The sequence below is a fragment of the Picosynechococcus sp. NKBG15041c genome, assembly GCF_055380235.1.
This window is the reverse complement of record NZ_AP040363.1, coordinates 713639-736080: the sequence shown is the minus strand read 5'-3', so window position 1 is coordinate 736080 and position 22442 is coordinate 713639. Positions and strand designations below refer to the sequence as shown.

At 49.4% G+C, this 22442-nt stretch carries 19 protein-coding genes; 13 read left to right on the top strand and 6 right to left on the bottom strand.

Going from position 1 to position 22442, the window contains the following annotated elements; translation table 11 throughout:
* Positions 1-22 precede the first annotated feature (22 nt).
* Positions 23-1387 carry a cytochrome c biogenesis protein gene (locus ACZ45B_RS03550; RefSeq protein WP_024546517.1) on the top strand — a complete coding sequence of 455 codons (1365 nt, stop codon included), beginning with the start codon at positions 23-25 and terminating at the stop codon, positions 1385-1387.
* Positions 1388-1444: 57 nt separating this feature from the next.
* On the opposite strand, the gene ACZ45B_RS03545 is transcribed toward ACZ45B_RS03550, so the two are convergent.
* A complete protein-coding gene (locus ACZ45B_RS03545) occupies positions 1445-2950 on the bottom strand; it encodes a UbiD family decarboxylase (protein WP_024546516.1) in 1506 nt (501 codons plus the stop codon).
* 161 nt (positions 2951-3111) lie between these two features.
* Here ACZ45B_RS03545 and ACZ45B_RS03540 point away from each other — a divergent pair, with 161 nt between their 5' ends.
* Positions 3112-4440 carry an HNH endonuclease gene (locus ACZ45B_RS03540; protein WP_464674995.1) on the top strand — a complete coding sequence of 443 codons (1329 nt, stop codon included), beginning with the start codon at positions 3112-3114 and terminating at the stop codon, positions 4438-4440.
* Between the two features lie 43 nt (positions 4441-4483).
* Here ACZ45B_RS03540 and ACZ45B_RS03535 read toward each other — a convergent pair whose 3' ends face one another.
* On the bottom strand, positions 4484-5131 hold the full coding sequence (locus ACZ45B_RS03535; protein WP_201766597.1) for a GerMN domain-containing protein: 648 nt from the start codon (positions 5129-5131) through the stop codon (positions 4484-4486).
* A gap of 226 nt (positions 5132-5357) precedes the next feature.
* On the opposite strand from ACZ45B_RS03535, the gene ACZ45B_RS03530 reads away from it, so the two are divergent.
* From ACZ45B_RS03530 to plsY, 3 genes are read left to right on the top strand one after another with little or no spacing between them, the layout of a single operon-like run.
* The gene (locus tag ACZ45B_RS03530; RefSeq protein WP_024546512.1) at positions 5358-5762 is read left to right on the top strand and encodes a DUF3119 family protein; all 405 of its coding nucleotides are present in this window, start codon (positions 5358-5360) and stop codon (positions 5760-5762) included.
* Between the two features lie 57 nt (positions 5763-5819).
* The gene (locus ACZ45B_RS03525; protein ID WP_024546511.1) at positions 5820-6950 is read left to right on the top strand and encodes a DUF3086 domain-containing protein; all 1131 of its coding nucleotides are present in this window, start codon (positions 5820-5822) and stop codon (positions 6948-6950) included.
* Between the two features lie 51 nt (positions 6951-7001).
* Entirely contained in the window at positions 7002-7640 is a 639-nt protein-coding gene (gene plsY / locus ACZ45B_RS03520; protein WP_315862151.1) for a glycerol-3-phosphate 1-O-acyltransferase PlsY, read from the top strand.
* A gap of 18 nt (positions 7641-7658) precedes the next feature.
* Here plsY and ACZ45B_RS03515 read toward each other — a convergent pair whose 3' ends face one another.
* Positions 7659-8132: a hypothetical protein gene (locus tag ACZ45B_RS03515; protein ID WP_024546509.1), complete on the bottom strand. Its 474-nt coding sequence runs from the start codon at positions 8130-8132 to the stop codon at positions 7659-7661.
* 145 nt (positions 8133-8277) lie between these two features.
* On the opposite strand from ACZ45B_RS03515, the gene lpdA reads away from it, so the two are divergent.
* The 4 genes from lpdA to hslO all read left to right on the top strand — a co-directional run bounded on the left by lpdA (position 8278) and on the right by hslO (position 12458).
* Positions 8278-9714, top strand: a complete 1437-nt coding sequence (lpdA, locus tag ACZ45B_RS03510; protein WP_024546508.1) for a dihydrolipoyl dehydrogenase — start codon at positions 8278-8280, stop codon at positions 9712-9714.
* Between the two features lie 121 nt (positions 9715-9835).
* Positions 9836-10033: a hypothetical protein gene (locus ACZ45B_RS03505; protein ID WP_024546507.1), complete on the top strand. Its 198-nt coding sequence runs from the start codon at positions 9836-9838 to the stop codon at positions 10031-10033.
* A 110-nt stretch (positions 10034-10143) separates the two neighbouring features.
* Positions 10144-11451, top strand: coding sequence for a PrsW family glutamic-type intramembrane protease (locus ACZ45B_RS03500; RefSeq protein WP_024546506.1), 1308 nt, complete (start codon positions 10144-10146; stop codon positions 11449-11451).
* A gap of 110 nt (positions 11452-11561) precedes the next feature.
* The gene (gene hslO, locus ACZ45B_RS03495; RefSeq protein WP_024546505.1) at positions 11562-12458 is read left to right on the top strand and encodes an Hsp33 family molecular chaperone HslO; all 897 of its coding nucleotides are present in this window, start codon (positions 11562-11564) and stop codon (positions 12456-12458) included.
* Between the two features lie 38 nt (positions 12459-12496).
* Here the strand turns inward: hslO and ACZ45B_RS03490 are convergent, their stop codons facing one another.
* Positions 12497-13354: a Tab2/Atab2 family RNA-binding protein gene (locus tag ACZ45B_RS03490; protein ID WP_024546504.1), complete on the bottom strand. Its 858-nt coding sequence runs from the start codon at positions 13352-13354 to the stop codon at positions 12497-12499.
* A 225-nt stretch (positions 13355-13579) separates the two neighbouring features.
* Here ACZ45B_RS03490 and ACZ45B_RS03485 point away from each other — a divergent pair, with 225 nt between their 5' ends.
* The 3 genes from ACZ45B_RS03485 (at position 13580) to ACZ45B_RS03475 (ending at position 15341) form a co-directional block, all read left to right on the top strand.
* Positions 13580-14017, top strand: a complete 438-nt coding sequence (locus ACZ45B_RS03485; RefSeq protein ID WP_024546503.1) for a BLUF domain-containing protein — start codon at positions 13580-13582, stop codon at positions 14015-14017.
* Positions 14018-14100: 83 nt separating this feature from the next.
* Entirely contained in the window at positions 14101-14745 is a 645-nt protein-coding gene (locus ACZ45B_RS03480; protein ID WP_024546502.1) for a class I SAM-dependent methyltransferase, read from the top strand.
* A 32-nt stretch (positions 14746-14777) separates the two neighbouring features.
* Positions 14778-15341 carry a YqeG family HAD IIIA-type phosphatase gene (locus ACZ45B_RS03475; protein ID WP_024546501.1) on the top strand — a complete coding sequence of 188 codons (564 nt, stop codon included), beginning with the start codon at positions 14778-14780 and terminating at the stop codon, positions 15339-15341.
* A 455-nt stretch (positions 15342-15796) separates the two neighbouring features.
* Here the strand turns inward: ACZ45B_RS03475 and smc are convergent, their stop codons facing one another.
* Positions 15797-19426 carry a chromosome segregation protein SMC gene (gene smc / locus ACZ45B_RS03470; RefSeq protein WP_464674994.1) on the bottom strand — a complete coding sequence of 1210 codons (3630 nt, stop codon included), beginning with the start codon at positions 19424-19426 and terminating at the stop codon, positions 15797-15799.
* Between the two features lie 216 nt (positions 19427-19642).
* On the opposite strand from smc, the gene ACZ45B_RS03465 reads away from it, so the two are divergent.
* On the top strand, positions 19643-20368 hold the full coding sequence (locus tag ACZ45B_RS03465) for a WecB/TagA/CpsF family glycosyltransferase (RefSeq protein WP_029681922.1): 726 nt from the start codon (positions 19643-19645) through the stop codon (positions 20366-20368).
* A 183-nt stretch (positions 20369-20551) separates the two neighbouring features.
* Here the strand turns inward: ACZ45B_RS03465 and typA are convergent, their stop codons facing one another.
* Positions 20552-22345 (bottom strand): translational GTPase TypA, encoded by a 1794-nt coding sequence (gene typA / locus ACZ45B_RS03460; protein WP_024546499.1) that lies wholly within the window; start codon positions 22343-22345, stop codon positions 20552-20554.
* Positions 22346-22442: the final 97 nt, after the last annotated feature.

Sequence of the window (22442 nt, the reverse complement as noted above, 5' to 3'; positions counted from 1 at the left end):
TGTATTTTTCATTGCCTAAACCATGACAGTTTCTGATTCTTCCTCAAATTTTCAATGGCAGAGTTTGCCCCGCAAAGTATGGCGCACCAGCTTGAAATGGATCGCCGATCTGCGGGTGGCGATCGCCCTGCTGCTGTTGATTGCGATTTTCAGTATTTTGGGGACGGTGATTGAACAGGGTAGCGATATTACTTTCTACCAAGAAAACTATCCAGAAGACCCGGCCCTCTTGGGCTTTCTGTCTTGGAAAGTGCTCCTTGGGGTGGGACTAGACCACGTTTATACCACCTGGTGGTACCTGGTTTTGCTCCTGACTTTTGGGGTGAGTCTGACCGCCTGCACCTTCCGCCGCCAACTGCCCGCCCTGAAAACGGCACAAAATTGGACCTATTACAGTCAGGCTCGCCAGTTCAATAAATTGGCCCTGAGTACAGAGCTCAATCAGGGTTCATTGCAAAATTTAGCGCCCCTTTTGGCCCAGAAACGCTACAGAATTTTTCAAGAAGGAGAAAAACTCTATGCCCGTAAGGGAATCGTCGGTCGCATTGGGCCGATCATTGTCCACATCGGTATGATTGTCACCCTTTTAGGTTCGATCTGGGGCTCTTTTGGGGGGTTTATGGCCCAGGAACTCGTCCCCAGTGGCATGAATTTCAAAGTGAATAATGTCTTTAAGGCAGGGATTTTTGCCGAGAGCGATCGCCCCTGGTCGGTGAACGTAAATCGCTTTTGGATTGACTACACGCCGACGGGGGATATTGACCAATTCTATTCGGACCTGTCGGTGGTAGACGAAGCGGGCAATGAGCTCGACCGTCAGACGATTTCCGTCAATCATCCCCTCCGCTACGATGGGATTACTTTTTATCAAACCAGTTGGGCGATCGCCGGGGTGCAGGTACAACTAAACAACAGTCCGATCTTTCAACTGCCCGCCGCCCAAATTCCCACCACCAATGGCGCTAAGCTTTGGGGGAGTTGGGTCCCCATCAAGCCAGACCTCAGTGCGGGGGTTTCGATTTTGATGCAAGATCTCCAGGGGAGCGCCATTGTCTACGATGAAAAAGGCGACCTCGTCGGCGCGGTGCGGGTCGGCGATCGCCTCGATGTGGATGGCCTGAGCCTCAAATTAGTCGATCTCGTCGGTAGCACCGGGTTACAAATCAAAGCAGACCCAGGCATTCCTGTGGTTTACACTGGCTTTTTGTTGGTGATGATCGGCGTGGTGATGAGCTATGTTTCCTATTCCCAAGTGTGGGCACTCCAGGCAGGCGATCGCTTTTATTTCGGTGGCAAAACGAATCGTGCCCAGGTCGCTTTTGAACGGGAACTGTTAGAGATGATTAATACCCTCGAAGCTAAATCCCCTGAGAGCGCAAAGATTTAAATCATTGGTCCATTTATGCACAAGCCCCCGCTTTTTCATGAAGACGGGGGCTTTGTTCTACATTTCATAGCCAAATTTATTCGGGTCTACTTCTGTTAGATCAATGTCGGCCAATCCATATTCTTCCCAACGGCGATCGCACCTTTGAGCAATATCAGGATCAGATTCTAAAACTTCACCCCATTCATGATCGGTTTCCGGCGGAATTTTTGTCGTGGCATCAATCCCCATTCGTCCACCCATCCCAATTTTTTCGCTAGCAAAATCGAGGGTATCAAAGGGTGTATCCGGCAAAATAAACACATCGCGCACCGGGTCAACTTTTGAACTAATTGCCCAGACAATTTGGCGCGGATCACGAATATTAATATCCTTATCTACGACAATCACAAATTTTGTGTAGGTGAATTGGGGCAGGGCACTCCAAAACGCGAGGGCAGCGCGTCTTGCTTGGCCCGGATAAGCCTTATCAATGGAGATAATTGCAGCCTTATAACTGAGGGCTTCCATGGGTAGGAAAAAGTCCGCAATTTCCGATACTTGCTGTCTTAAAATCGGCGTATAAATGCGGTTCAAGGCGATCGCCATCATCGCTTCTTCTTTGGGGGGACGACCGCTAAAAGTTGCCAAATAAATCGGATCTTTGCGGTGGGTCATGCAGTGGAAGCGCACTAAGGGGGAATCCTCCGCGCCGCCGTAATAGCCCATGTGATCGCCGAAAGGACCATCGGACATCATTTCACCGGGGGTAATCGTGCCTTCAAGGATAAATTCCGCATCAGCAGGCACTTCCAGATCCAGCGTCTTACATTTGGTCAATGCCACGCCCGAACCGCCATACAGTCCCGCAAATAGCCATTCAGACAAGTCCACAGGAATCGGGGTTGCCGCTGCCATGATTAAAATGGGGTCGATACCGACGGCGATCGCCACTTCCAATTTTTTACCCTGTTCCGCCGCCTTACGCAGATGACGCGCCCCACCCCGTACTGACAGCCAATGCACCGTCATCGTTGTTTTCGATTGCAATTGCAGGCGATAGACCCCCACATTCGGCACACCCGTTTCACAATCTTTGGTAATCACCAAACCGAGGGTAATATTTTTCCCGGCATCCTTGGGATAGGGACGCAACATCGGGATCAAATTCAGGTCTAGTTCCTCTTCTTTGACCACCACTTGCTGACAGGCAGGCAGAAAACTCCCACCGGGTTTCGCCTTCAGTACATCAAACAGTACCTTGCCAAAATCTACCGCCTGAGCAATCTTTTTCGGGGGTTTTGGCTGCTGCAACATCGCCAACTTCCGGCCAAGATCCTCTAGTTCTTCGGGCTTTTCCATTTTCATCGCCCAACAGATGCGCTCCACTGTCCCCAGCAGATTCACCACCACTGGAACCGAAGTCCCCCGCACATTCTCAAACAACAACGCAGGACCGCCTACCTGCAACATCCGGTTCGCAATCTCCGCAATCTCCAGATCTGAATCCACCAGAGCCTTAATGCGGCGCAGTTGCCCCCGTTCTTCTACCAGTTTGATAAATGCGCGTAAATCCCGTGCCATGTCTGCCGTCTGAAAATGAGTACGTAATATAGCTTAACGGTTTTGTTCAGTGAAAAGGTATTGGTTAGTAGCTATTATCAAAAATAATTTCGTTAATTTTAGTCGTAGATATCAGTAAAGACTATGCATCTTTTTGATGTTTTCTCATCTGATAATTAATTATGATCAATCTTCACCCCACAAAATTTCAAGAATTGAGTTTTACTTTAGAAGATCTAGAAATTTTTAAGATTCAAAATGATAGGGAATGTGTTTTGGCCTTACAAAAACATTTTTTCCCGCGTTTAGAGTATTTGTTAAAAGAGTCTCTAGATCTAACTCAACAACTTTACGGCATAGATGTTAGAACAGGTATGACTACCTCGTTGTCACCTAAAAATCGTCTAAACACAGCTAAAGTTCAAAGACCAGAAGCCGTTATGATTGCTCACACAGGGAAGCGTCGCTTAAAAAAGAATAAAAATCCACTTCATATTAAAAACCTCAAAGGAAATCCTCGATATATTCATTCTGCATATCTAGGATATACATACTATGAAACAGGAAAATTTATAATTGATTTTACTCCTTTCTTTTTGTCAATAAGTCCTGATTTTGTAGAGCAAATCAGAAAAGAATTATACAAGAATTTAGATTTATTTTTATCTAACTCTGAAAATATTGCATTAAACTTTTATAGTTCGGAGCTTGTTGATATTACAGGCAGTCCCCAAAATTTTATAGAGCTTGTAAGTACACCCAAATTTGGCATTAAAGATAACAAAGATCTTTCTGATGTTTCTTTTTTTATTGGTGTAGATGCACCAATAGATCATCGACTTTGGGATCATTATCTGAAAATATTTTTGTTTTTATATCCTCTCTTTGATTTGTGCATTTCGATAGGAAATGGGAGAGAGTCTAGCTGGGTTGAAATGATGAAAATATATAATCGCAATTTTTTGGATGGGGATCATTCTACTGAAACCGAGTTATTTCATCTTGAGTCTCAATACGGCAATGGTAATTATGACAGAGAACAAAAGTCAAAGCAAATATTGAAAATCGACAATGATTTTGATCTTGAAAATATTGAAGATGATCGCAAATGGAGACAAATGGACGTTGTTCAACGCGAAGGGCAAGAGAAATTTCGCGCTGAATTATTCCAGGTTTATTCGGGCAAGTGTGCAATAACACAATGTGATGTCCCGGATGTTTTAGAAGCCGCGCACATTACGAGATATTCAGGTATTGATTCTAATCATGTTCAGAATGGATTGCTATTACGCAAAGATATTCACACACTTTTTGACAAGATGCTACTAACTATTGATGCTAATACTATGCAAGTAGTGATTGCACCAAAATTAATTGGAAGTTGCTATGAACCTTTGAGTAATCAAAAAATATTTTTGCCTAAGAAAATCGAATTTTATCCTAGTTTAAATTCTTTAAAAAGACATAATTCTGAATTCATGAAAAAGCATCAAGACTACTTCAAAGAGTAACTTTTATTACACTAATTAGTTTGTCATGCTGCGCCAAAAAATTTTACAGATCGAAATCAGCATCAAAAATTTCGCGGGTTAGGGGTTGGGCGATTTCTAAACCTTCACCACCGAGAATCTCTAAGGGCTCTCCATTAATCTGGAGCCAAATCGGTGCACTAGGGTCTAGGCTTGTGGCAGTGTAGAGTACCTGGGCGACGCGACCCACCATCGAAGCACTACCACCACCGGACTGAAATTCTTCGGAGAGATTCACGACAATACCATCGCTTTGGATCATCAGACTCAACAGTTCAGTCCCTGGGGGAATCGTACTGCTCAGGTTGGCATCTGGGGTGTCGGTCAATAGTTGCGCAAAGAGGGCTTCGAGTTGAGCTGTGGGGGTTTCTTCGGTGAGGGGGACTTCTGTCGGAACAAGGGCCAGGCGATCGCCTGCATCGGTGATCCAATAGACGGTGCCGACGATTTCTTGGGTAATGGGGTCTTCAGGTTCCGGCTCCGGGATAGTTTCATCCTCTGGAGGAATAGGATTTTCGATGGGGGGTTCATTGCCCACAGGGGGAGGATTATTGTCATCGGGCTCCGGGAGACAAGCCGTCATCAGGGCGATCGCCACCGCGACCATCCCCAATCTTTGCCAAAGCTGTCGCGTTAACATCATCTGTTTTACCATTGCAAATTTCTTAAACAAGACTGATCTCCTCTCAATGACAGCCATTCCCATTGGAAAGATCCCTGGGGACAGATAATTCAAATATACAAAATTACGCTACCGAATTAGCTTTTCTCACAAGCCCTGGCATTATTGGACGAAACCCCTTGGGACATTGTCCTACATCCCCGAGGAATTTTGTGACGCCGGGGATCGGGGTAAAATTGAAGTCCACCCCTGCCAAATTTAGACTTACCCAATTGCTATGCCTTCTGTTTCGCCAACCCCCTCTCCAACAGAGCCATCCCCAACCGTGGTAGAACTGCGCCCCAGCTACAATATTCCCCTTGTGCTCGTCGTTGCTGGGATTCCCATTGGGTTTTTAAATCTCTGGGTAGGGGCAGGGGTTGCCCTGTTTGGTTTATTTCTACTGTTCCAAGCGGCAACCCTCCGGCTCCAGTTCACGGCGACGGACCTTGATGTTTACCGCAGTGGCGATCGCATCCGGCGTTTTCCCTACAGCGAGTGGCAAAACTGGCGCATCTTTTGGACAAGGGTTCCCATCCTGTTCTACTTTAAAGAAATCAACAGTATTCACTTTTTGCCGATCATTTTCGACCCCCGTACCCTCCAGCAGCTCCTCGAAGCCCGCTGCCCCCGGCGTGACTAATAAATAGTGTGATCAAAATCGACCCATTCACCGCCGTTGCCCCCTAGGACAAAATTTATGAGTTCAGATCCCCAACAAGACCGCCCCAAGCTCGATCTCCAACCTGCCCCCAAGGAGCCCCTAAACCTTGCACCAGTCCCCGAAGACTCGGATGCCACCGCAACTCCCGGAATGGTTTCAGAACAGCAGCAGCAGGACGCCGCCGCTGTTGACAGTCAGGGAGAACTCAGCGATCTGCGGGCAGAGAAAGATGCATTAATCGCCGAAATCGCTGCTCTCAAAGCCGAAAAAGAAACCCTGTCAACGCCGGAGATGACTGATTTTCAGACGCAACTCCAGCAGCTAATGGCGACAAGTCTCCAGAGCCTTGAAGAGAGACAGGCACGGCTCCAAGCTTCTGTAGTTCAGTTGGAAAAACGGCGGGACAAAATCCGGGAAGAAATGCGCACCACCTTTGCGGGCACTTCCCAAGATATTGCTGTGCGTGTCCAAGGTTTTAAGGATTATCTGATCGGGAGTCTGCAGGATTTGGCGATCGCCGCCGAACAACTCGATCTTCCTCGCTTTGACCAAGATTGGGAAGCGGCCCCAGCCCCAGTTCAGACACCTGAACCCACGCCGCAAAAATTGGTGCCGCCTCAGTTTTCCGAGCAGAGCTTCACGGCTAAAACCCGCCGCATCGAGGAAATGCTCGATCAATACCGGATGTCGCCAGATTACTACGGTCCTCCCTGGCAACTGCGGCGCACCTTTGAGCCAATCCACAGTGAGCGAGTCAAGAAATGGTTCTTCGAGCAGGGGGGCCGGGGCGCGATCCGGAGTATGGGCAGCCGCCTCCAAAATATCTTAATTGCCTCCGCGAGTTTGTCTGTGCTCTACAACATCTATGGCGATCGCCTCCGGGCATTGATTTTGGCCAATACCCCCGAACGATTGGGAGAATGGCGCCGGGGCTTACAGGACTGCCTCGGCATTTCCCGCAGTGACTTTGGGCCGAATTCTGGGGTGATTTTATTTGAAAATCCCGATGCCCTCGTGCAAAAAGCAGATCGGTTGGTAGAAGATGATAGACTACCGCTAATCATTATTGATGAGGCTGAGGACAACATCAATCTGTCGTTGCTGCAATACCCGCTGTGGCTTGCGTTTGCGCCGGAACCCCAGTCTGATTCTTCCTACTTTTTCTAGGATTTTTCACAGTTTGCACGCAGTTTCTGCATCGGAGTAAGGGTTATGAATTTGTCAGTGGCGATCGCCGCTCTCTGTATTGTGGCGGCCTATTTCCTGGGGTCAATTCCGACGGGTTATCTTGCCGGGAAGTGGCTCAAGGGCATTGATATCCGTGAATATGGTTCCCATTCCACAGGGGCCACCAATGTATTACGGACCTTGGGGAAAAAAGCAGGCGCAACGGTGCTATTCCTCGATGCTCTCAAGGGCATGACTGCGCTGCTGATCGTCAAACTGCTCTACGCCCATCCCGAATGGGTTACTCTCCCGGCGGGCCTATACCACTGGCTGATTATGGGGTCGGCCCTAGCGGTGGTATTTGGCCATAGTAAATCGATTTTTCTTGGGTTTAACGGTGGCAAATCCGTCGCCACGAGTATTGGTGTGTTGCTAATTATGGCGCCGGTGGTGGCCCTCGGGACGATCCTGGCCTTTGCCGGGGCAATTAGCTTAACTCAGATTGTTTCCCTCAGTTCGATCAGTGGGGCGATCGCCGTCATGATTTTAATGGTGGTGCTACAACAGCCCCTCCCTTACATTTTGTTCGGAATGCTTGCGGGGCTCTATGTGATTGTGCGTCACCGCAGCAATATCCAACGCATTATGGCGGGCACAGAGCCGAAACTGGGCACAAAAGCGCAGAACTAAACCCGCCATTTCTGGCGCTTACGAATGGGTGAGGGGACAACCATTGTCACGGGTCAAGGACACGACACTGTGGCGATTAAAGGGTTCATCTCCAGAGCCTTTCGCCACGGCGAGGCGTACCCGCAGGGATTCCATTTGAGGGTTCTGGGCAAACAGAGATTCCGCTAGGTTGCGGTTCATGATTTCCCAGTAGTCTGTCTCATTGGGATACTCCCGGAGAAAACGGTCAATTTCAGCAGCCATGGGCACAAAATTAAGATAATTTTCTCGCCGAGCAGTGGGTTGATCTACATAACGGAAATCGACAGCAATATTTAAGATCGCGGTATTTTGGTGCTCGATGCCATAATCGTCAATCGTAAAACCAAAGCTTTCTTCCCGCAGGGCACATTGCTCTGGGGTGGCGGCGATCGCCGCCGGGACCATGGGGAACAACAATACACTTGAAATAAGGCCGCAGGCGATCGCCTTTTTGAGGGTGACATTCAACATTGTTTGACGCTCAATTGCAAGAAAAAATCAAAACATCGCACCACAGCATCTAAACCAGGCCGTTTGAAAGGGAAATCGCTGGGGGTGACGGCAATTAGGATAAGCTAACAAAAGCAAATCGGATCAGTGAGAGCATCAAAACTTCATGAGTGAAACACAGTTTGATTATGATTTAGTGATCATCGGCGCAGGGGTTGGCGGCCACGGTGCAGCGCTCCATGCTGTGAAATGTGGTTTAAAAACAGCCATTGTCGAAGCCGCCGACATGGGGGGGACCTGTGTGAACCGGGGTTGCATCCCTTCCAAAGCCCTCCTCGCCGCTTCCGGAAAAGTGCGGGAAATGCGCGACCAAAAACACCTCAGCGAGATGGGGATTGCCGTCGGTGCCGTTGAATTTAGTCGGGAGGCGATCGCCGCCCATGCCACCGATTTAGTCAACAAAATCCAGAGCGACCTCACCAATAGCCTCAAGCGCTTGAATGTCGATATCATTCGCGGTTGGGGTAAAGTCGATGGCGTCCAGAAAGTCTGTGTCATCGGCGAAGACGGCGTTAAAAATATCACCGCCAAAAACATCATGATTTCCACCGGCTCGAAGCCCTTCGTGCCGCCGGGGATCCAAGTCGATGGCAAAACCGTATTTACCAGTGATGATGCGGTCCGTTTAGAAACCCTGCCCCAGTGGGTGGCGATCATCGGTAGCGGTTACATTGGCCTCGAATTTTCCGATGTGTATACCGCTCTCGGCTGCGAAATTACGATGATTGAAGCCCTTGATGAACTAATGCCCGGCTTTGATCCAGAAATCGCCAAGTTAGCGAAGCGCGCCTTAATTGATAGCCGTGATATCGAAACCTACACAGGGGTCTTTGCGACAAAAATTATCCCCGGTTCCCCCGTCAAGATTGAATTGACCGACGCCAAAACTAAAGAAGTCGTCGAAAATCTTGAAGTTGATGCTTGTCTCGTAGCTACTGGTCGCGTGCCGGCGACGAAAAACCTCGGTCTCGATACCGTTGGGGTAGAAACCGATCGCCGGGGCTTCATTGATGTGAACGATAAAATGCAGGTGCTCAAGGATGGTCAGCCTGTGCCCCACCTCTGGGCCGTGGGGGATGCCACCGGCAAAATGATGCTCGCCCATGCTGCCTCTGGTCAGGGAGTTGTGGCGGTGGAAAATATGATCGGCAATGCGATGACCGTTGACTATGCGGCAATTCCTGCAGCGGCCTTTACCCACCCAGAAATTAGCTACGTGGGCATGAGTGAACCCCAGGCCCGAGAAGCGGCAGAAAAAGGCGGTTTTGAAATCGCCACGGCGAAAACCTACTTTAAAGGCAACTCCAAGGCCCTGGCCGAAAAGGAAACTGATGGGATCGCCAAGATTATTTACCGCAAAGACAGCGGCGAATTGTTGGGTGTCCACATTATGGGGATCCACGCTTCTGATTTGATCCAAGAAGCCGCCAATGCGATCGCCGCCAAGAAACCCGTCCAGGAACTGGCGTTTAATGTCCATGCCCACCCGACCCTGTCGGAAGTGCTGGATGAAGCCTACAAGCGGGCCAAGGTCACGGCCTAATCGCGGTTAATCACCCATTTAAACAGAGGTTTCTTGGTCCAGAAGCCTCTGGGTAAATTTTTTTCTATACAATTTCTAGAACCTGCCCATCCCTGATTTGGAGTAAATAGCTATGGTTTCCATGACCCCAAAAAGTGGCGTCCTCCTGCTGCTTTGTTGTGTCTTTGCGATCGCCGCCGTCGGTTGTGTCTTTGAACTCAGCTCCGGTGAACCGGATTTTGGCACCACCACCACCACGATTATTCTTGCCCTGAGCGTGCCTTTAACCATTGTTTCTTTTCTCTGGGCGGTACAAGATACCCGCGCCAACCAAGAATAGACATCACGAGCACTTTAAAAATATTTTCAAGATTGCTGCGACAATCGCTATAAATTAGACAATGGGGCGGAGAACAGTCTCCGTCTTTTGCGTTTTGGGACAGAAAATCGATGCAAGCTTTTGGCACTCTGCGGCAAATCTCTACAGGCGGCGTTCCAGCCCCCCTCCTTTCGGAAGTTTCTCTAGATCACTCCCAAGAAATACTCATTGGCCGCGAACCCAGTTGCCAAATCGCCCTCAATCCAAACCTTTACACCGTTGTGTCCCGGCGTCATGTGTTGCTTCGTCCTCAAGGTCAAGGCTGGGAAGTGGTAGATCTTGGCAGTGCTAACGGCACATTTATCAATGGCCAACGGTTGCAGGGATCGAAAATTCTCCAATCAGGCGATCGCCTCACCCTCGGCGACAATGGTCCTAGTTTTAGCTTTGAGCTTCAGTCTGCCGATCAGTCCGCTCTCCCTAACCCCGATCCCTACAAGCCAATTGCATCCCAGGCTAACCCAAACTCCAATTTGACCCTCTCCCAACTTTTTCCCATTGCCGGCACGGGCAAAGACCTCTCCCAAAAAGCCTACTTGGTACCAGGAATTCTCACTGTGGTCTTTGTCGTCCTAATGTTCGCCACCATCGGTGAACCTGGTCTTTTCAACCTCCTACTGGGCACCTATATCGCTGGCGCCGCCTACTACTATATCTATCAACTCTGTGGCAAACGCAAAGCCTGGTGGATCATCATTGGCTCTGGACTCCTCACCGCTTTGATGCTCATTACCCCAGTGGTGGATCTCTTTATTTTTATCTTCCGCGTGGTTCTCCCAGGGGGCATTGACGAAGAAGGGAACATTATCAATCTCTTTATTGGTATGTTTTTCGGGGCTGGCCTCATGGAAGAAATCCTGAAAGCAATTCCAATTTTCTGTGCCATGGCGATCGGTGATCGCTTCGCCTCACCCCGCCGAGAAAGGGTGGGTGTGAGTGAACCCCTCGATGGTATTCTGCTCGGCACAGCATCAGCAGTCGGTTTCACGCTCATTGAAACCCTCGGCCAATACGTCCCCAATATCGTCAATGAAGTTTCCCTCCAAGTGGATGCTGGCACAGGGGAACTATTGGGGCTGCAACTATTGATTCCCCGCGTCTTAGGTTCCGTGGCTGGTCACATGGCCTACAGCGGTTATTTTGGCTATTTCATCGGCCTCAGTGTCCTCAAACCCTCCAAACGCTGGACAATTTTAATCGTTGGTTGTCTGACCTCATCGGTATTGCATGCCCTCTGGAACACTGTCGGTGCTTTTAGTGGAATTCTTTTGGCAGTGGTTGGCGTCTTCTCCTATGCTTTTCTCGCCGCAGCCATCCTTAAAGCCCGGGTCCTTTCGCCAAACCGAGCTGAAAATTTTGCAACCCGCATTGCCAAATAAAACCCATTCAAATGATCACTGGAACTTTGCTGCAGTTCTTGGCCTGCACAATTTTGTGCCGGGAAACTTGCCATAATAGAATTTACAAAAATTTATTTTCTAAAAGACCGATGGCAGATCAATTGATTCGTGGCACCGCCGCTGACAATGGCATTCGTGTAGTGGGTGTCGTTTCCACCAACCTCACAGAGGAAGCGCGACGCCGCCATAAATTGTCCTACGTGGCCACCGCTGCCCTAGGTCGAACGATGGCCTCGGCTTTGTTGATTTCTTCTAGTATGAAAAAACAAGAAGCCCGTCTCAATCTCCGCATTAAGGGTGATGGCCCTCTTGGTGGGGTGCTTGTGGATGCTGGCCCCGATGGTACAGTGCGCGGTTATGTGCAAAATCCTGGCGTAGAATTGCCCCCCAATGCCAAAGGAAAGCTCGATGTGGGCGGCGCTGTCGGTAAAGGTTTTCTCTATGCGGTAAAAGATTTTGGTCGTGGCTATCCTTACTCTAGTACAGTAGAACTGGTTTCAGGGGAAATTGGCGACGATGTAACCCATTACCTTGCTACCTCAGAACAAACTCCTTCCGCGCTCTTGGTGGGTGTATTTGTCGGTGCCGAAGGGGTAACCGCTGCCGGCGGAATTTTATTGCAAGTCTTACCAAAGGCAGCCCGGGATGAAGCCTTGGTGACGAAACTAGAAAGCCGTTTGGGTCAGCTATCTGGGTTTACGCCCCTGTTGCAACAAGGAAAGTCTCTCCACGACATTTTTCATGATCTGCTGGGGGATGAGGGGTTGCATATTTTTCCGGAGACTCAGATAGTTCGCTTTGACTGTGGCTGTACCTTTGAGCGGATGATGGGGGCCTTGAAACTCCTGGGCCAGGATGAATTACTCGATATGATCGAGACTGATGGGGGGGCAGAGGCCACTTGTAATTTTTGTAATGAGGTCTACCATGCAGATGTGGATCATCTCAGTCAACTGGTGGCAGAACTCCAGGCGCATTCCAATTAGTTTTAGTAGCCTCTGGCTTTGGTTATTTTCCCCAGAGGCTATTCTTGGAGCATCCAAAGGCCAGCAAATTTTTCGTCGTTGGGATTTTGCTGGATAGCGAGAAAATGGATCCCTTGGGCTGCTTTTTTCGCCGTCTCAAAGGATTCTGCTTCCTGGACGGTCTGACTGTTGGGCAGATCGGCGACGATCCAACTATCACTAACGCCTGTTTCTAAAACTAGGCTGGCCCGGGGATTTTTTTGTAAATGCAGAAAGCCCATTTCTAAACCGGACATCCAGCCAGCCAGGGGCACAGCCCGGGGAGAAAAGATTAGGAGACCAGGAATTTTTGTGTTGGGATCGAGGTTTTTGAGGGGGAAGGGTTCCCCAAAGGCGATTTCCCAGTCATCAAAATCATCAAAGGCAGCGGCTTCGAGGGAAACGATCGCCCACTTGTCCCCCTTGTCACCCCGGACGGCATCGGGGAGGGCTACAGCGTTGAGGGCGGGGTATTGTACCGAACTGCTCTGGGCAGCTGTAGTGTCATAGTTGGGTTCCTGGGGATAGACCTCTTGTTCCCGTTCAGTAATCCACTGCATCAAGCTGTAGGTACGGCGGGAGGGGGCCGCAGGGATGCCGGCATCTTCGCAACCTTTGGTAATCATGTTGTTCATCTGGCGGCGGAAGAAGCGAATTTTTGTCGGACTTTGGCCGGAGGTGGCGATCGCCTTTTCGATCGCCTTTTTGAGGGTGATCGAATTTACATCGGTATTGCCGCAAAACTCACTGTAGCGGAAGAGCGCTGCCGGATCCTGTTGAATACGGGTGGGGGTTTCGCAGATGAGAATTTCCCAGAGCTTTTTGCCAGCCTCATCCAAAAGCGGGCGCGAATAAAAATCAAGTTCCCAAATAGTCACGGTAAATCTCAACGACACAATTAAAGCACTACTGATTTTGCCCTATTCGCCCAGCTTTATTCAATTCCAGTCAAGGGGGTTTCTCGGAACTCTATTTCCAAAGTCATCTTTGGGATGCTGGCGCTGGCTAAACAAATTCCCCAGCGATCGCCCAAAACTCCGGCAGTGATGGATGTTTTTTTGGTAGTCTTATACACATTATTCTGCAGGTAAAACAAAAGACTTATGGCTCTTTATCGTTTAATTTATGTGAGTCAGGCGATCGCTGGGCTGGAATACCGCGACCTCATTGAAATTTTGCAAAAGTCCGAGTTTAACAATCGCCGGGCCGGGGTGACGGGGATGTTATCGTTCGGTGACTCCATGTTTTTGCAAGTATTAGAAGGAAGTCGGCGGGCCATCTGTGAGACCTACAACCGCATTCTGCTTGATCCGCGCCATACCCATGCTGAACTCATTGATTTTTCAGAAATTGACCACCGTGATTTTGCCATCTGGTCGATGAAAGTCTTGCAACTGAGTAACCAAGAGGAAGTCCGGAATATTATTTTGAAATATTCCCACACAGAAACCTTCTCTCCCATTTCCATGACGGGTCTCCAAAGCCTGAATTTTTTACGGGAAATCACAGAGCTCTACCACAAAGGCGCCATGGATCAGTAAACAACTCCCCTCGCCATTCTTTGTTAGCCTAGGTTGAGCCCACCGTTATTTAGTTAAAAAAATATTTTCCCGAGGCGATCGCCATGGCCACCTTCCTCCGCACCCTCAGTTATCGCTATCAATGGCTGTATGACACAATTTCTCGCCTCGCCGCCCTGACCGTAGGGGGAGAAACACGCTTCCGGAACCTCGCCCTCCAGGGTTTGACTGGGAATAAACAGATAAAAATCCTCGATCTCTGCTGTGGGGCTGGTCAAACCACCCAATTTCTGACGCGTTATTCAGATCAAGTGACCGGGCTGGATATTTCTCCTCTCGCCATTGAACGAGCCAAAAAAAATGTCCCCCAAGCGACGTATGTGGTGGGTGCCGCAGAAAAAATGCCCCTACCCGATAACCAATTTGATCTGGTTCATACCAGTGCCGCTCTCCATGAGATGACCCCAACGCAACTGACCCAAATTTTTCAGGAAGTTTATCGCATCCTCAAACCCGGCGGCATTTTTACCTTTATTGATCTGCATCAGCCCAGTAATCCCCTATTTATCCCGAGTCTCTACACTTTTATGTTTCTGTTTGAGACTGATACCGCCTGGCAAATGATCAAAGCTGATCTTGGGGCACAACTGACCACCACTGGCTTTGAGCTCCTGAAACAAGAACAATATGCCGGGGGGAGTTTGCAAATGATCCAGAGCCGAAAACCTGGGAACGAGCCGCTAGAATAAAAGATTGAGAGATTTACAGCAACTGAGGTGTTATGGCGCTATTCAATGCCAATTTACTGGAGCCAGACTTAATTTTAGGAAAAACCATCCTCCATCTCAGTCCAGAGATTATTCGTCAGCACCGCCTGAAGGGATTGATTCTCGATGTGGATGACACCCTGGTTTCTATGCGCCAAAGTCATGCCTCAGAAGATGTTTTGCAGTGGATCACCCAAGTGAGACGGGTGGCTGATATCTGGCTTGTCAGTAATAACCTCAGTCAAAAACGCATCGGTCGGATTGCGGCCTCCCTAGAACTGCCCTATCTGCTCGGAGCCAAAAAGCCCTCCCGCAAAAAACTCCGTAAGGCGATGAATGCGATGGATCTACGCCCCCAAGAAGTGGCCATGGTGGGCGATCGCCTCTTTACCGATGTCCTCGCCGGAAATCGTCTGGGTTTATTTACGATTTTAGTAGAACCGATGATTGATCCCCTAGTGGCGACCCGTAAGCATCCCGTCCGCAACGTAGAAGTTTGGATCTCCAAGTTTCTCGGTGCTTCCCTTGGGGACATGAAACAAACCTTTATAAAGAGCAATAAAAGTAAACCTAAGTAAATATAAAAAAAACATTACGGATCTATCCAAATTACCGATGATCCGTCATAATCTTTTGTAGAAAATATAACAAGGGATCACCTGATATATATAGATCCCAACATAATAAACCTATAAAACTCTTTTTAAATTTGTTTCGTTCGGGTCGGTTCCTTAGGGGATCGATTTTTTGTTTTTCTGCTAAAATCGCTGATCCCCAACCCCTTTTCACAAAAAATCATTGCAAGTCGTAACAGAAATAAAACATTTAGCAATATTCTGAAAAATACAACTAGCTAAAGATAGATTTATTTTTTAAATTGAGTTTAAATACCTATTTCTAAATCAGGATTTGTCAAATTCCAAAGAAATATTCCAGCAAATCCCCTATAACTTTCTCAGTTTCTCAAAACTTCAAAAGCAGCAAAAAGCGACCTTCAAAATTGCCGAGGGACGAGCAGGACAAAGCAAGGACATCACAATTGAATACCTAGCACTTGGGTATGGGCGCCCCGGGCTTGGGTCACACCGATTGTCCTTTGGGAGGCTTCGATCATGGGCCGCCGCAAACTCACCACAAGGAACTGTGCTTGCTCGGCCTGTTGTTTAATCATTTTTGAAAGGCGCTCCACATTGGCTCCGTCTAAAAACATATCCACTTCATCAAAGGCATAGAACGGCGATGGCCGGTATCGCTGCAGGGAAAAAATAAACGAAAGGGCCGTTAAGGATTTTTCCCCCCCTGACATGGAACTGAGGCGCTGGACGGGTTTTCCCTTGGGATGGGCAACGAGGTTTAGACCGCCAGCAAAGGGATCATTGGGGTTATCCAGTTGCAGATAGCCATCCCCGTCAGAAAGGGTCGCAAAGATTTTCTGAAAATTTTCATTTACCGCATCAAAAGCTTTTTTAAATTCCTGAAAACGTCTGGTGGTAAAGCGTTCGATGCGAGCGAGAACTTCGAGGCGTTCCTGTTCGAGGGTACTTAGTTTTTCTGACAATTCTCCTAAACGGACTTGGGTCTGTTCGTACTCTTTGAGGGCGAGCATATTCACCGGCTCTAGGTCTTCTATTTTCTTTTGGGTGCGGCGGTTAGCCCGTTGGATTTTTTCTATCTGTTCAGCGATTTCTTCGAGGGCTTGGCTGAGGTCGCTGGGTATTTCTCCAAGGTTGAGGTGCTCAGGGGCAAGATCTGAGGGCAGTTCTGCTTCTTGGGTTTGGATTTGCTGTTGGAGCTTTTCGAGGGTCTGGGCCCGTTCCTGCTGTTGGGTTTGGAGTTTTTCAAGCTGCCACTGGGTTTCTTGGTGCTGCTTTTGGAGATTTTTTAGGGCGAGTTCGGTCTGGTCGCGCTGCTTTTTACTTTCTCCCATTTGTTCGGAAAGATCGGCGAGGAGGGTTTCTGTGTTCTGGATTTCAAGGGTGATTTGATCGAGCTGGGTCTGAATGACCGCAATCTGTCCCTGGAGGTCTTCGAGGTGGGTCTGGGTTTCCTGGAGGCGCTGTTCGTCGCTGGTTAATTTGTCGTTCAGTCGGGCGAGTTTGGCCCCATGGTCTTGGATGCTCTGTTGGGTAATGCTCAGGGTTTGGGCTGCTGTTTGGCGATCGCCTTCTTGGGTTTTGATCAGTTGTTGAATTTCTTGCCATTCCCGGTGGGTTTGTTGGGCTTCGAGCTGGGCTAGGTGATTTTGGTGAATGGTTAATTGCTGTTCGAGCTGGGGAATCTGGTCGGCGAGGTGGGCCAGTTGCCCTTGGGCGATCGCCAATTCCGTTTGGGCCTGGTGCTGCTGCTGTTGGGCCTGGGCCAGTTGGGGGCGGAGTTTGGCGAGGGATTTTTCCAACTGGGTCTGGTGCAGTTGGGCTTCCCGTTCTACCTGCCGCGCCTGGTTTAAATTCTGGGTGAGTTCCTGGAGGCGATCGCCCTTATCAAGGATCGCGTTTTCGGTGTAGCGCAGCAGGTGGCTAATTTCTTCGAGCCGTTCCCGCAAGGCGACTATTTCCGCCGAATCCCCCGTGGCCATGCTGCCGAAGTGGAGGGTAGATTTTTGCCCAAGACTGCCCCCGGTCATTGCTCCAGTCGTTTCGAGCAATTCCCCATCGAGGGTGACGATGCGGGTCTGGCCCATGAAGTTGCGGGCGAAATCGAGGTTTTCAAAAACAGCGGTATTGCCAAATACATAGCGAAAAATATCGAGGTAACGGCGATCGCATTGGATCAGGTTCACCGCAAAATCAATGAAACCCTGGGCATAGCGGGGGATCGCGTTGGTCTGTAATTTTGGGGCGCGAATTTTATTTAAGGGTAAAAATGTAGCCCGGCCCGCCCGCTGATTTTTCAGGAGTTTAATCCCCGTCGCCGCCGTCTGGTCATCTTCAACCACGAGGTAACCTAAGCGTCCTCCTGCGGCAATTTCTAAGGCCCGTTGGTAGGCTTTTTCCACCTGACCCAGTTGGGCGACGAGGCCGTGGACACCGGGTAAATCGGCATTTAAAATCACCTTGGTGGCGTAGGTTCCCTGGGCTTCCTGTTGGGCTTCGGCCCGGGCTTCGAGTTGGTCTAGTTGGCGCTGTTTGTCTCGCTGTTCCCGCTGGAGGCGATCGCCTGTCTCTTGATCCAGTTTGAGGCTTTCCTCCAGTTGGGCGAACTGTTGGGCGAGGGTCTGGATCTGGGTTTGTTTCGCCGCCCCTGCCGTTTGCATTTCGTCTAATTCTGTTTCCTGTTGGCTGATCTCCCTGTTGCATTGGGCAATTTGAATGTCTTGGGAGGCGATCGCCTGCTGCAGTTGGCTGACCCGTTCCTGGAGTAGTGCCTGTTCCGTCCGTTGGGGGTTGAGCTGGTCTTGGAGGGTTTGAATGTCTTTACTCAGTGCCGCCTGTTCCTGCACCCAAGCCTCAGAAGAGCTGGCAAGGGCATCGGCCTGGTGGCGACTGATTTGGAGTTGTTCTTCCGCGTTGGTGAGGGCCTGTTGCTGTTGGGGGAGCGTCTCTTCCTGGAGGGTCAGTTTTTCTTCTTCGAGGTGGAGCAATTGTTGCTGACTGACTTGAACATTGTCCGAAAGTTGTCGGTGCAAATCGAGCGATCGCCTTTGATCTGCCTCGAGCTCCTGTTGCCGCTCCACCCACTGGTGGCGTTTTGCCTTTTGGGTGGCCAGCTTTGAGGCGACCGAAAGCTGTTCATCTTCCCCCAGGGCTTTTACCTTGGCGTTTAAACTATCTAGGGTTTGGCCCGTCTGAAAAATTCTCCCATCTAAATCATTGAGGGTCTGGGTGAGTTGGGTCCGGGTTGTCGCCCCCGCTGCCAACTCCTGCTGGAGTTTTTGTTCCTGGAGTTGGAGCGATCGCCAAGTGAATAGGGCTTCTTCCTGTTGCTGCCTAGCCAGGTCAATTTTTAAGCGTTGGTACTGCTCGGCCTTGAGGCGATCGTCGGCTAGTTTTTCTAGATTGCGCTCTAGTTCTTGGCGAATAATATGGCATTTTTCTTCCCGTTCTTTAACCGCATTGAGAGTTTCGCGGGTTTGGGTGATTTTGCGGTCAAATTCAGCGACCCCGGCCAACTCGTCGATAATTTCCCGCCGCTCCCGGTTATTCATGGTGATGATCCGCGTTACATCCCCCTGGAGGACGACGTTATAGCCTTCGGGATAGATGCGCAGGCGATTCAGCTGTTCGTGGAGTTCGGTAGCGCTACAAACTTCATCATTGATGTAATAGGTAGAAGAATAACTACCGCTTTTCGTGACCCGCAGCTTCCGGGTTACTGTCCAGTCGTGGCTTTGAAATTGGGCTAAAAAGTCTTGGAGTTCTGATGTTTCCGCTTCTTCAGCGCCATACTGCTGGGCAAGATCACTGAGATCAAAGGTTACTGACACCACCGTTTCAGCGGTATTTTTACCCTGATTGTGTTTGTGGTTGATCAGATCTGGCAAACGTTCGGCCCGCATTCCCTTAGAACTGGCTAACCCCAAGCAAAACAAAATGCCGTCGAGAATATTAGATTTTCCGGACCCATTCGGCCCTGAAACCACGGTAAAACCCGGCATTAGGGGAACTGCAACGGTACCCCCGAAGGATTTAAAGTGGGAAAGCTCGATTTGCTTGATGTGAACCATCAGCGGCGGCGGGGAATAAAGATAAGCTGAGTTAGAATTTTAGCGTTTAACTGCCCGGACAAAGTGTCGCATGGGTGGCGATCGCCTGAAATCTTTTCCCTAAAAATTTTCTCAGGCACTTTCATCAAGCAGGATCCCTAGCCTGTTAGAGTGTTTTCTATAAGTCTGCTGCTGTATCGCTCCTCTTCCTTTCACCCAATTGTTTGACACCTGTCTATGTTGACTGCCGGATTCCCCCTGCCTAGTGTGCCTATTTTTAAAGTCTTGGTGCATCTCCATCCTAACTACTGCCAATGGCTGACGGATCGCATCCACCAGGGTCAAGGTTGTCATGTGGTTACCTTGAATGCTGAAATCGCCATGATGACAGAAAAAAAAGCGGCGATCGCCCGGGTGATTCGCCAAGCAGATCTGATTGTGCCTGACGGGGCTGGGATTGTTCTTTACCTTAGACTCAAAGGTAAAAAGCAAAGGCGAGTGCCTGGGATCGAGCTTGCAGAACAGCTCCTGGCCCAGGCCGCAGTGCACAATTGGCATGTGGTCTTTTTTGGGGGGGCACCGGGCATTGCCGATCAAGCCAAAGAAAATTGGCTCCAACGTTTTCCCCAGCTGAAAATTACAACCCAACATGGATATCTCACCCCAGAAACGGCGGTGACCTGGCAAGCGACCCTTGCCCAATTACAGCCCCAACTGATTTTGACTTGCTTGGGCGTCCCGAAACAGGAATTTTGGATTGAAGAAAATCGGCACCTTTGTCCCCATAGTACCTGGATCGGTCTTGGGGGCAGCTTTGATGTATGGGCTGGCGTCAAACAGCGGGCGCCAAAGTTATGGCAACGGCTCCATTTGGAGTGGTTTTATCGTTTGTGCCAAGAGCCCTGGCGTTGGCGACGGATGCTGGCGTTACCACAATTTGTCTGGCATGCTCTCTGGTCTTAAGGGACAGAAAATAATAGGCGATCGCCCATTTGCCCCAAAATTTTAAGTTGTCCCACAAATTTTCACTTTTCCCCACATGTTTTGTCCCTGAACTGGGGGAATACACCAAAAAAACTGACCCCATTTTGTTTGCCATGGGATCAGTGCTTGATTAGCCAGTTAATGGGTGAAACTTAGCCCAATTTAGCGCTTGGCCATTTTTTTGGTTTCTAACTTCCGAAGCCGGATTGATTCGGGGGTAACTTCTACCAATTCGCCGGGGCCAATATATTCCAGAGCCCGTTCCAGGTTCATCTCAATGGGGGCTTGAAGTTGTACTAGTTCATCTCCACTAGCTGCCCGGTGGTTTGTGAGCTGTTTGGCTTTACAAACGTTGAGCTCCAAATCCTGGGGACGATTATGCTCCCCAACGATCATTCCCTTATAAACTTTAGTGCCAGGGGTAATGAAGAACTGGCCACGGTCTTCGGCGTTCTTGAGGGCATAAAAAGTTGCTACCCCTTCTTCAAAGGCAGTAATCACACCGTTATAACGGGTTTCCAGGTCACCACAGAGGGGACGATATTCAAGGAAGCTGTGGTTCATGATGCCTGCACCACGAGTGATGCGGATAAATTCACCCCGGAAACCAATCAAACCCCGGGCAGGCACGACGAATTCCAGTTGAGTCCGGCCGCCGACACCTGTTTGCATATCTTGCATTTCTCCTTTGCGTTGGCCAAGCCGCTCAATACAGCTACCAACTGCTTCTTCAGGAACATCAAGCACGAGATATTCATAGGGTTCGCAGGGCTTGCCGTTGACTTCGCGGTAAATCACCTTGGGCTGGGCCACTTGGAATTCATATCCTTCGCGACGCATGGTTTCGATCAAGATACCCAGGTGCAGCTCACCCCGGCCGGAGACGGCAAAGCTATCAGCGGATTCTCCATCTTCTACCCGTAGGGCCACGTTGGTTTCTAATTCTCTTTCGAGGCGATCGCGAATCTGGCGTGAAGTAACGAATGTACCTTCCTGGCCAGCAAAAGGAGAATTATTAACCGAGAAAGTCATCTGGAGGGTCGGCTCATCCACCTTGATCAGAGGCAGTGCTTGGGGATCTTCGGGAGAGGTGATCGTCTCCCCAATGTTGGCATCGGCGAAACCAGCCACTGCAACGATCATCCCGGCGGTAGCTTCAGGTAGTTCCACACGGTTTAAACCTTCAAAGCCCATCAGTTTAGCAACTTTCGCCTTGACGATGCTGCCATCTTCTTTCACTAAAGCCGCCTGTTGGCCCGCTTTAATGGTGCCGTTGTGGATCCGGCCAATGACGATCCGGCCCAAATAATCGGAATAATCGAGGGTGGTTACCTGGAGTTGGAGGGGTTTATCTACATCCCCCGCCGGCGGCGGTACATGTTGGAGGATTCCCTGGAACAAGGGTTCCATATCTTCATTGGTATCGCTGAGGGATTCTCGGGCAAAACCAGATAGGCCAGAGGCATAGTAGGTGGTGAAATCACACTGATCATCATCGGCACCAAGCTCGACAAACAGATCGAATACTTTATCCACAGCGGTTTCGGGGTGGACATTAGGACGGTCAATTTTGTTGACGACCACAATGGGGCGCAGACCTTTTTCTAGGGCTTTTTTCAGAACAAAACGCGTCTGGGGCATGGGGCCTTCATTGGCATCGACGATCAAGATACAACCGTCAACCATGCCGAGAACCCGTTCTACTTCACCACCAAAGTCAGCGTGCCCGGGGGTATCGACAATATTGATCAAAATATCGTTGTAACGGACGGCGGTATTCTTAGAAAGGATTGTAATGCCGCGTTCCCGTTCCAGGTCATTGGAGTCCATCACGCAGTCGGGGATGTCTTCGCCTTCTCGGAAAATGCCAGATTGGTGCAGAAGCGCATCAACAAGGGTAGTTTTACCGTGGTCAACGTGGGCAATAATCGCGACGTTACGAATGGGAAGAGACATAAATTTTACGGATGGTTCCTAAGACCTGTAAATTTTTTTGACAATTTCTGCCCAATTGTAGCCTAATTATCATCTTTCTTAATATTTAACTTCAGAA

Excerpts from the sequence above, each read along its gene's own strand:
- ACZ45B_RS03550 (WP_024546517.1), top strand. The coding sequence starts at position 23 with ATGACAGTTTCTGATTCTTCCTCAAATTTTCAATGGCAGAGTTTGCCC.
- ACZ45B_RS03545 (WP_024546516.1), bottom strand. The coding sequence starts at position 2,950 with ATGGCACGGGATTTACGCGCATTTATCAAACTGGTAGAAGAACGGGGG.
- ACZ45B_RS03540 (WP_464674995.1), top strand. The coding sequence starts at position 3,112 with ATGATCAATCTTCACCCCACAAAATTTCAAGAATTGAGTTTTACTTTA.
- ACZ45B_RS03530 (WP_024546512.1), top strand. The coding sequence starts at position 5,358 with ATGCCTTCTGTTTCGCCAACCCCCTCTCCAACAGAGCCATCCCCAACC.
- ACZ45B_RS03525 (WP_024546511.1), top strand. The coding sequence starts at position 5,820 with ATGAGTTCAGATCCCCAACAAGACCGCCCCAAGCTCGATCTCCAACCT.
- ACZ45B_RS03515 (WP_024546509.1), bottom strand. The coding sequence starts at position 8,132 with ATGTTGAATGTCACCCTCAAAAAGGCGATCGCCTGCGGCCTTATTTCA.
- lpdA (WP_024546508.1), top strand. The coding sequence starts at position 8,278 with ATGAGTGAAACACAGTTTGATTATGATTTAGTGATCATCGGCGCAGGG.
- ACZ45B_RS03505 (WP_024546507.1), top strand. The coding sequence starts at position 9,836 with ATGACCCCAAAAAGTGGCGTCCTCCTGCTGCTTTGTTGTGTCTTTGCG.
- ACZ45B_RS03500 (WP_024546506.1), top strand. The coding sequence starts at position 10,144 with ATGCAAGCTTTTGGCACTCTGCGGCAAATCTCTACAGGCGGCGTTCCA.
- hslO (WP_024546505.1), top strand. The coding sequence starts at position 11,562 with ATGGCAGATCAATTGATTCGTGGCACCGCCGCTGACAATGGCATTCGT.
- ACZ45B_RS03485 (WP_024546503.1), top strand. The coding sequence starts at position 13,580 with ATGGCTCTTTATCGTTTAATTTATGTGAGTCAGGCGATCGCTGGGCTG.
- ACZ45B_RS03480 (WP_024546502.1), top strand. The coding sequence starts at position 14,101 with ATGGCCACCTTCCTCCGCACCCTCAGTTATCGCTATCAATGGCTGTAT.
- ACZ45B_RS03475 (WP_024546501.1), top strand. The coding sequence starts at position 14,778 with ATGGCGCTATTCAATGCCAATTTACTGGAGCCAGACTTAATTTTAGGA.
- smc (WP_464674994.1), bottom strand. The coding sequence starts at position 19,426 with ATGGTTCACATCAAGCAAATCGAGCTTTCCCACTTTAAATCCTTCGGG.
- ACZ45B_RS03465 (WP_029681922.1), top strand. The coding sequence starts at position 19,643 with ATGTTGACTGCCGGATTCCCCCTGCCTAGTGTGCCTATTTTTAAAGTC.
- typA (WP_024546499.1), bottom strand. The coding sequence starts at position 22,345 with ATGTCTCTTCCCATTCGTAACGTCGCGATTATTGCCCACGTTGACCAC.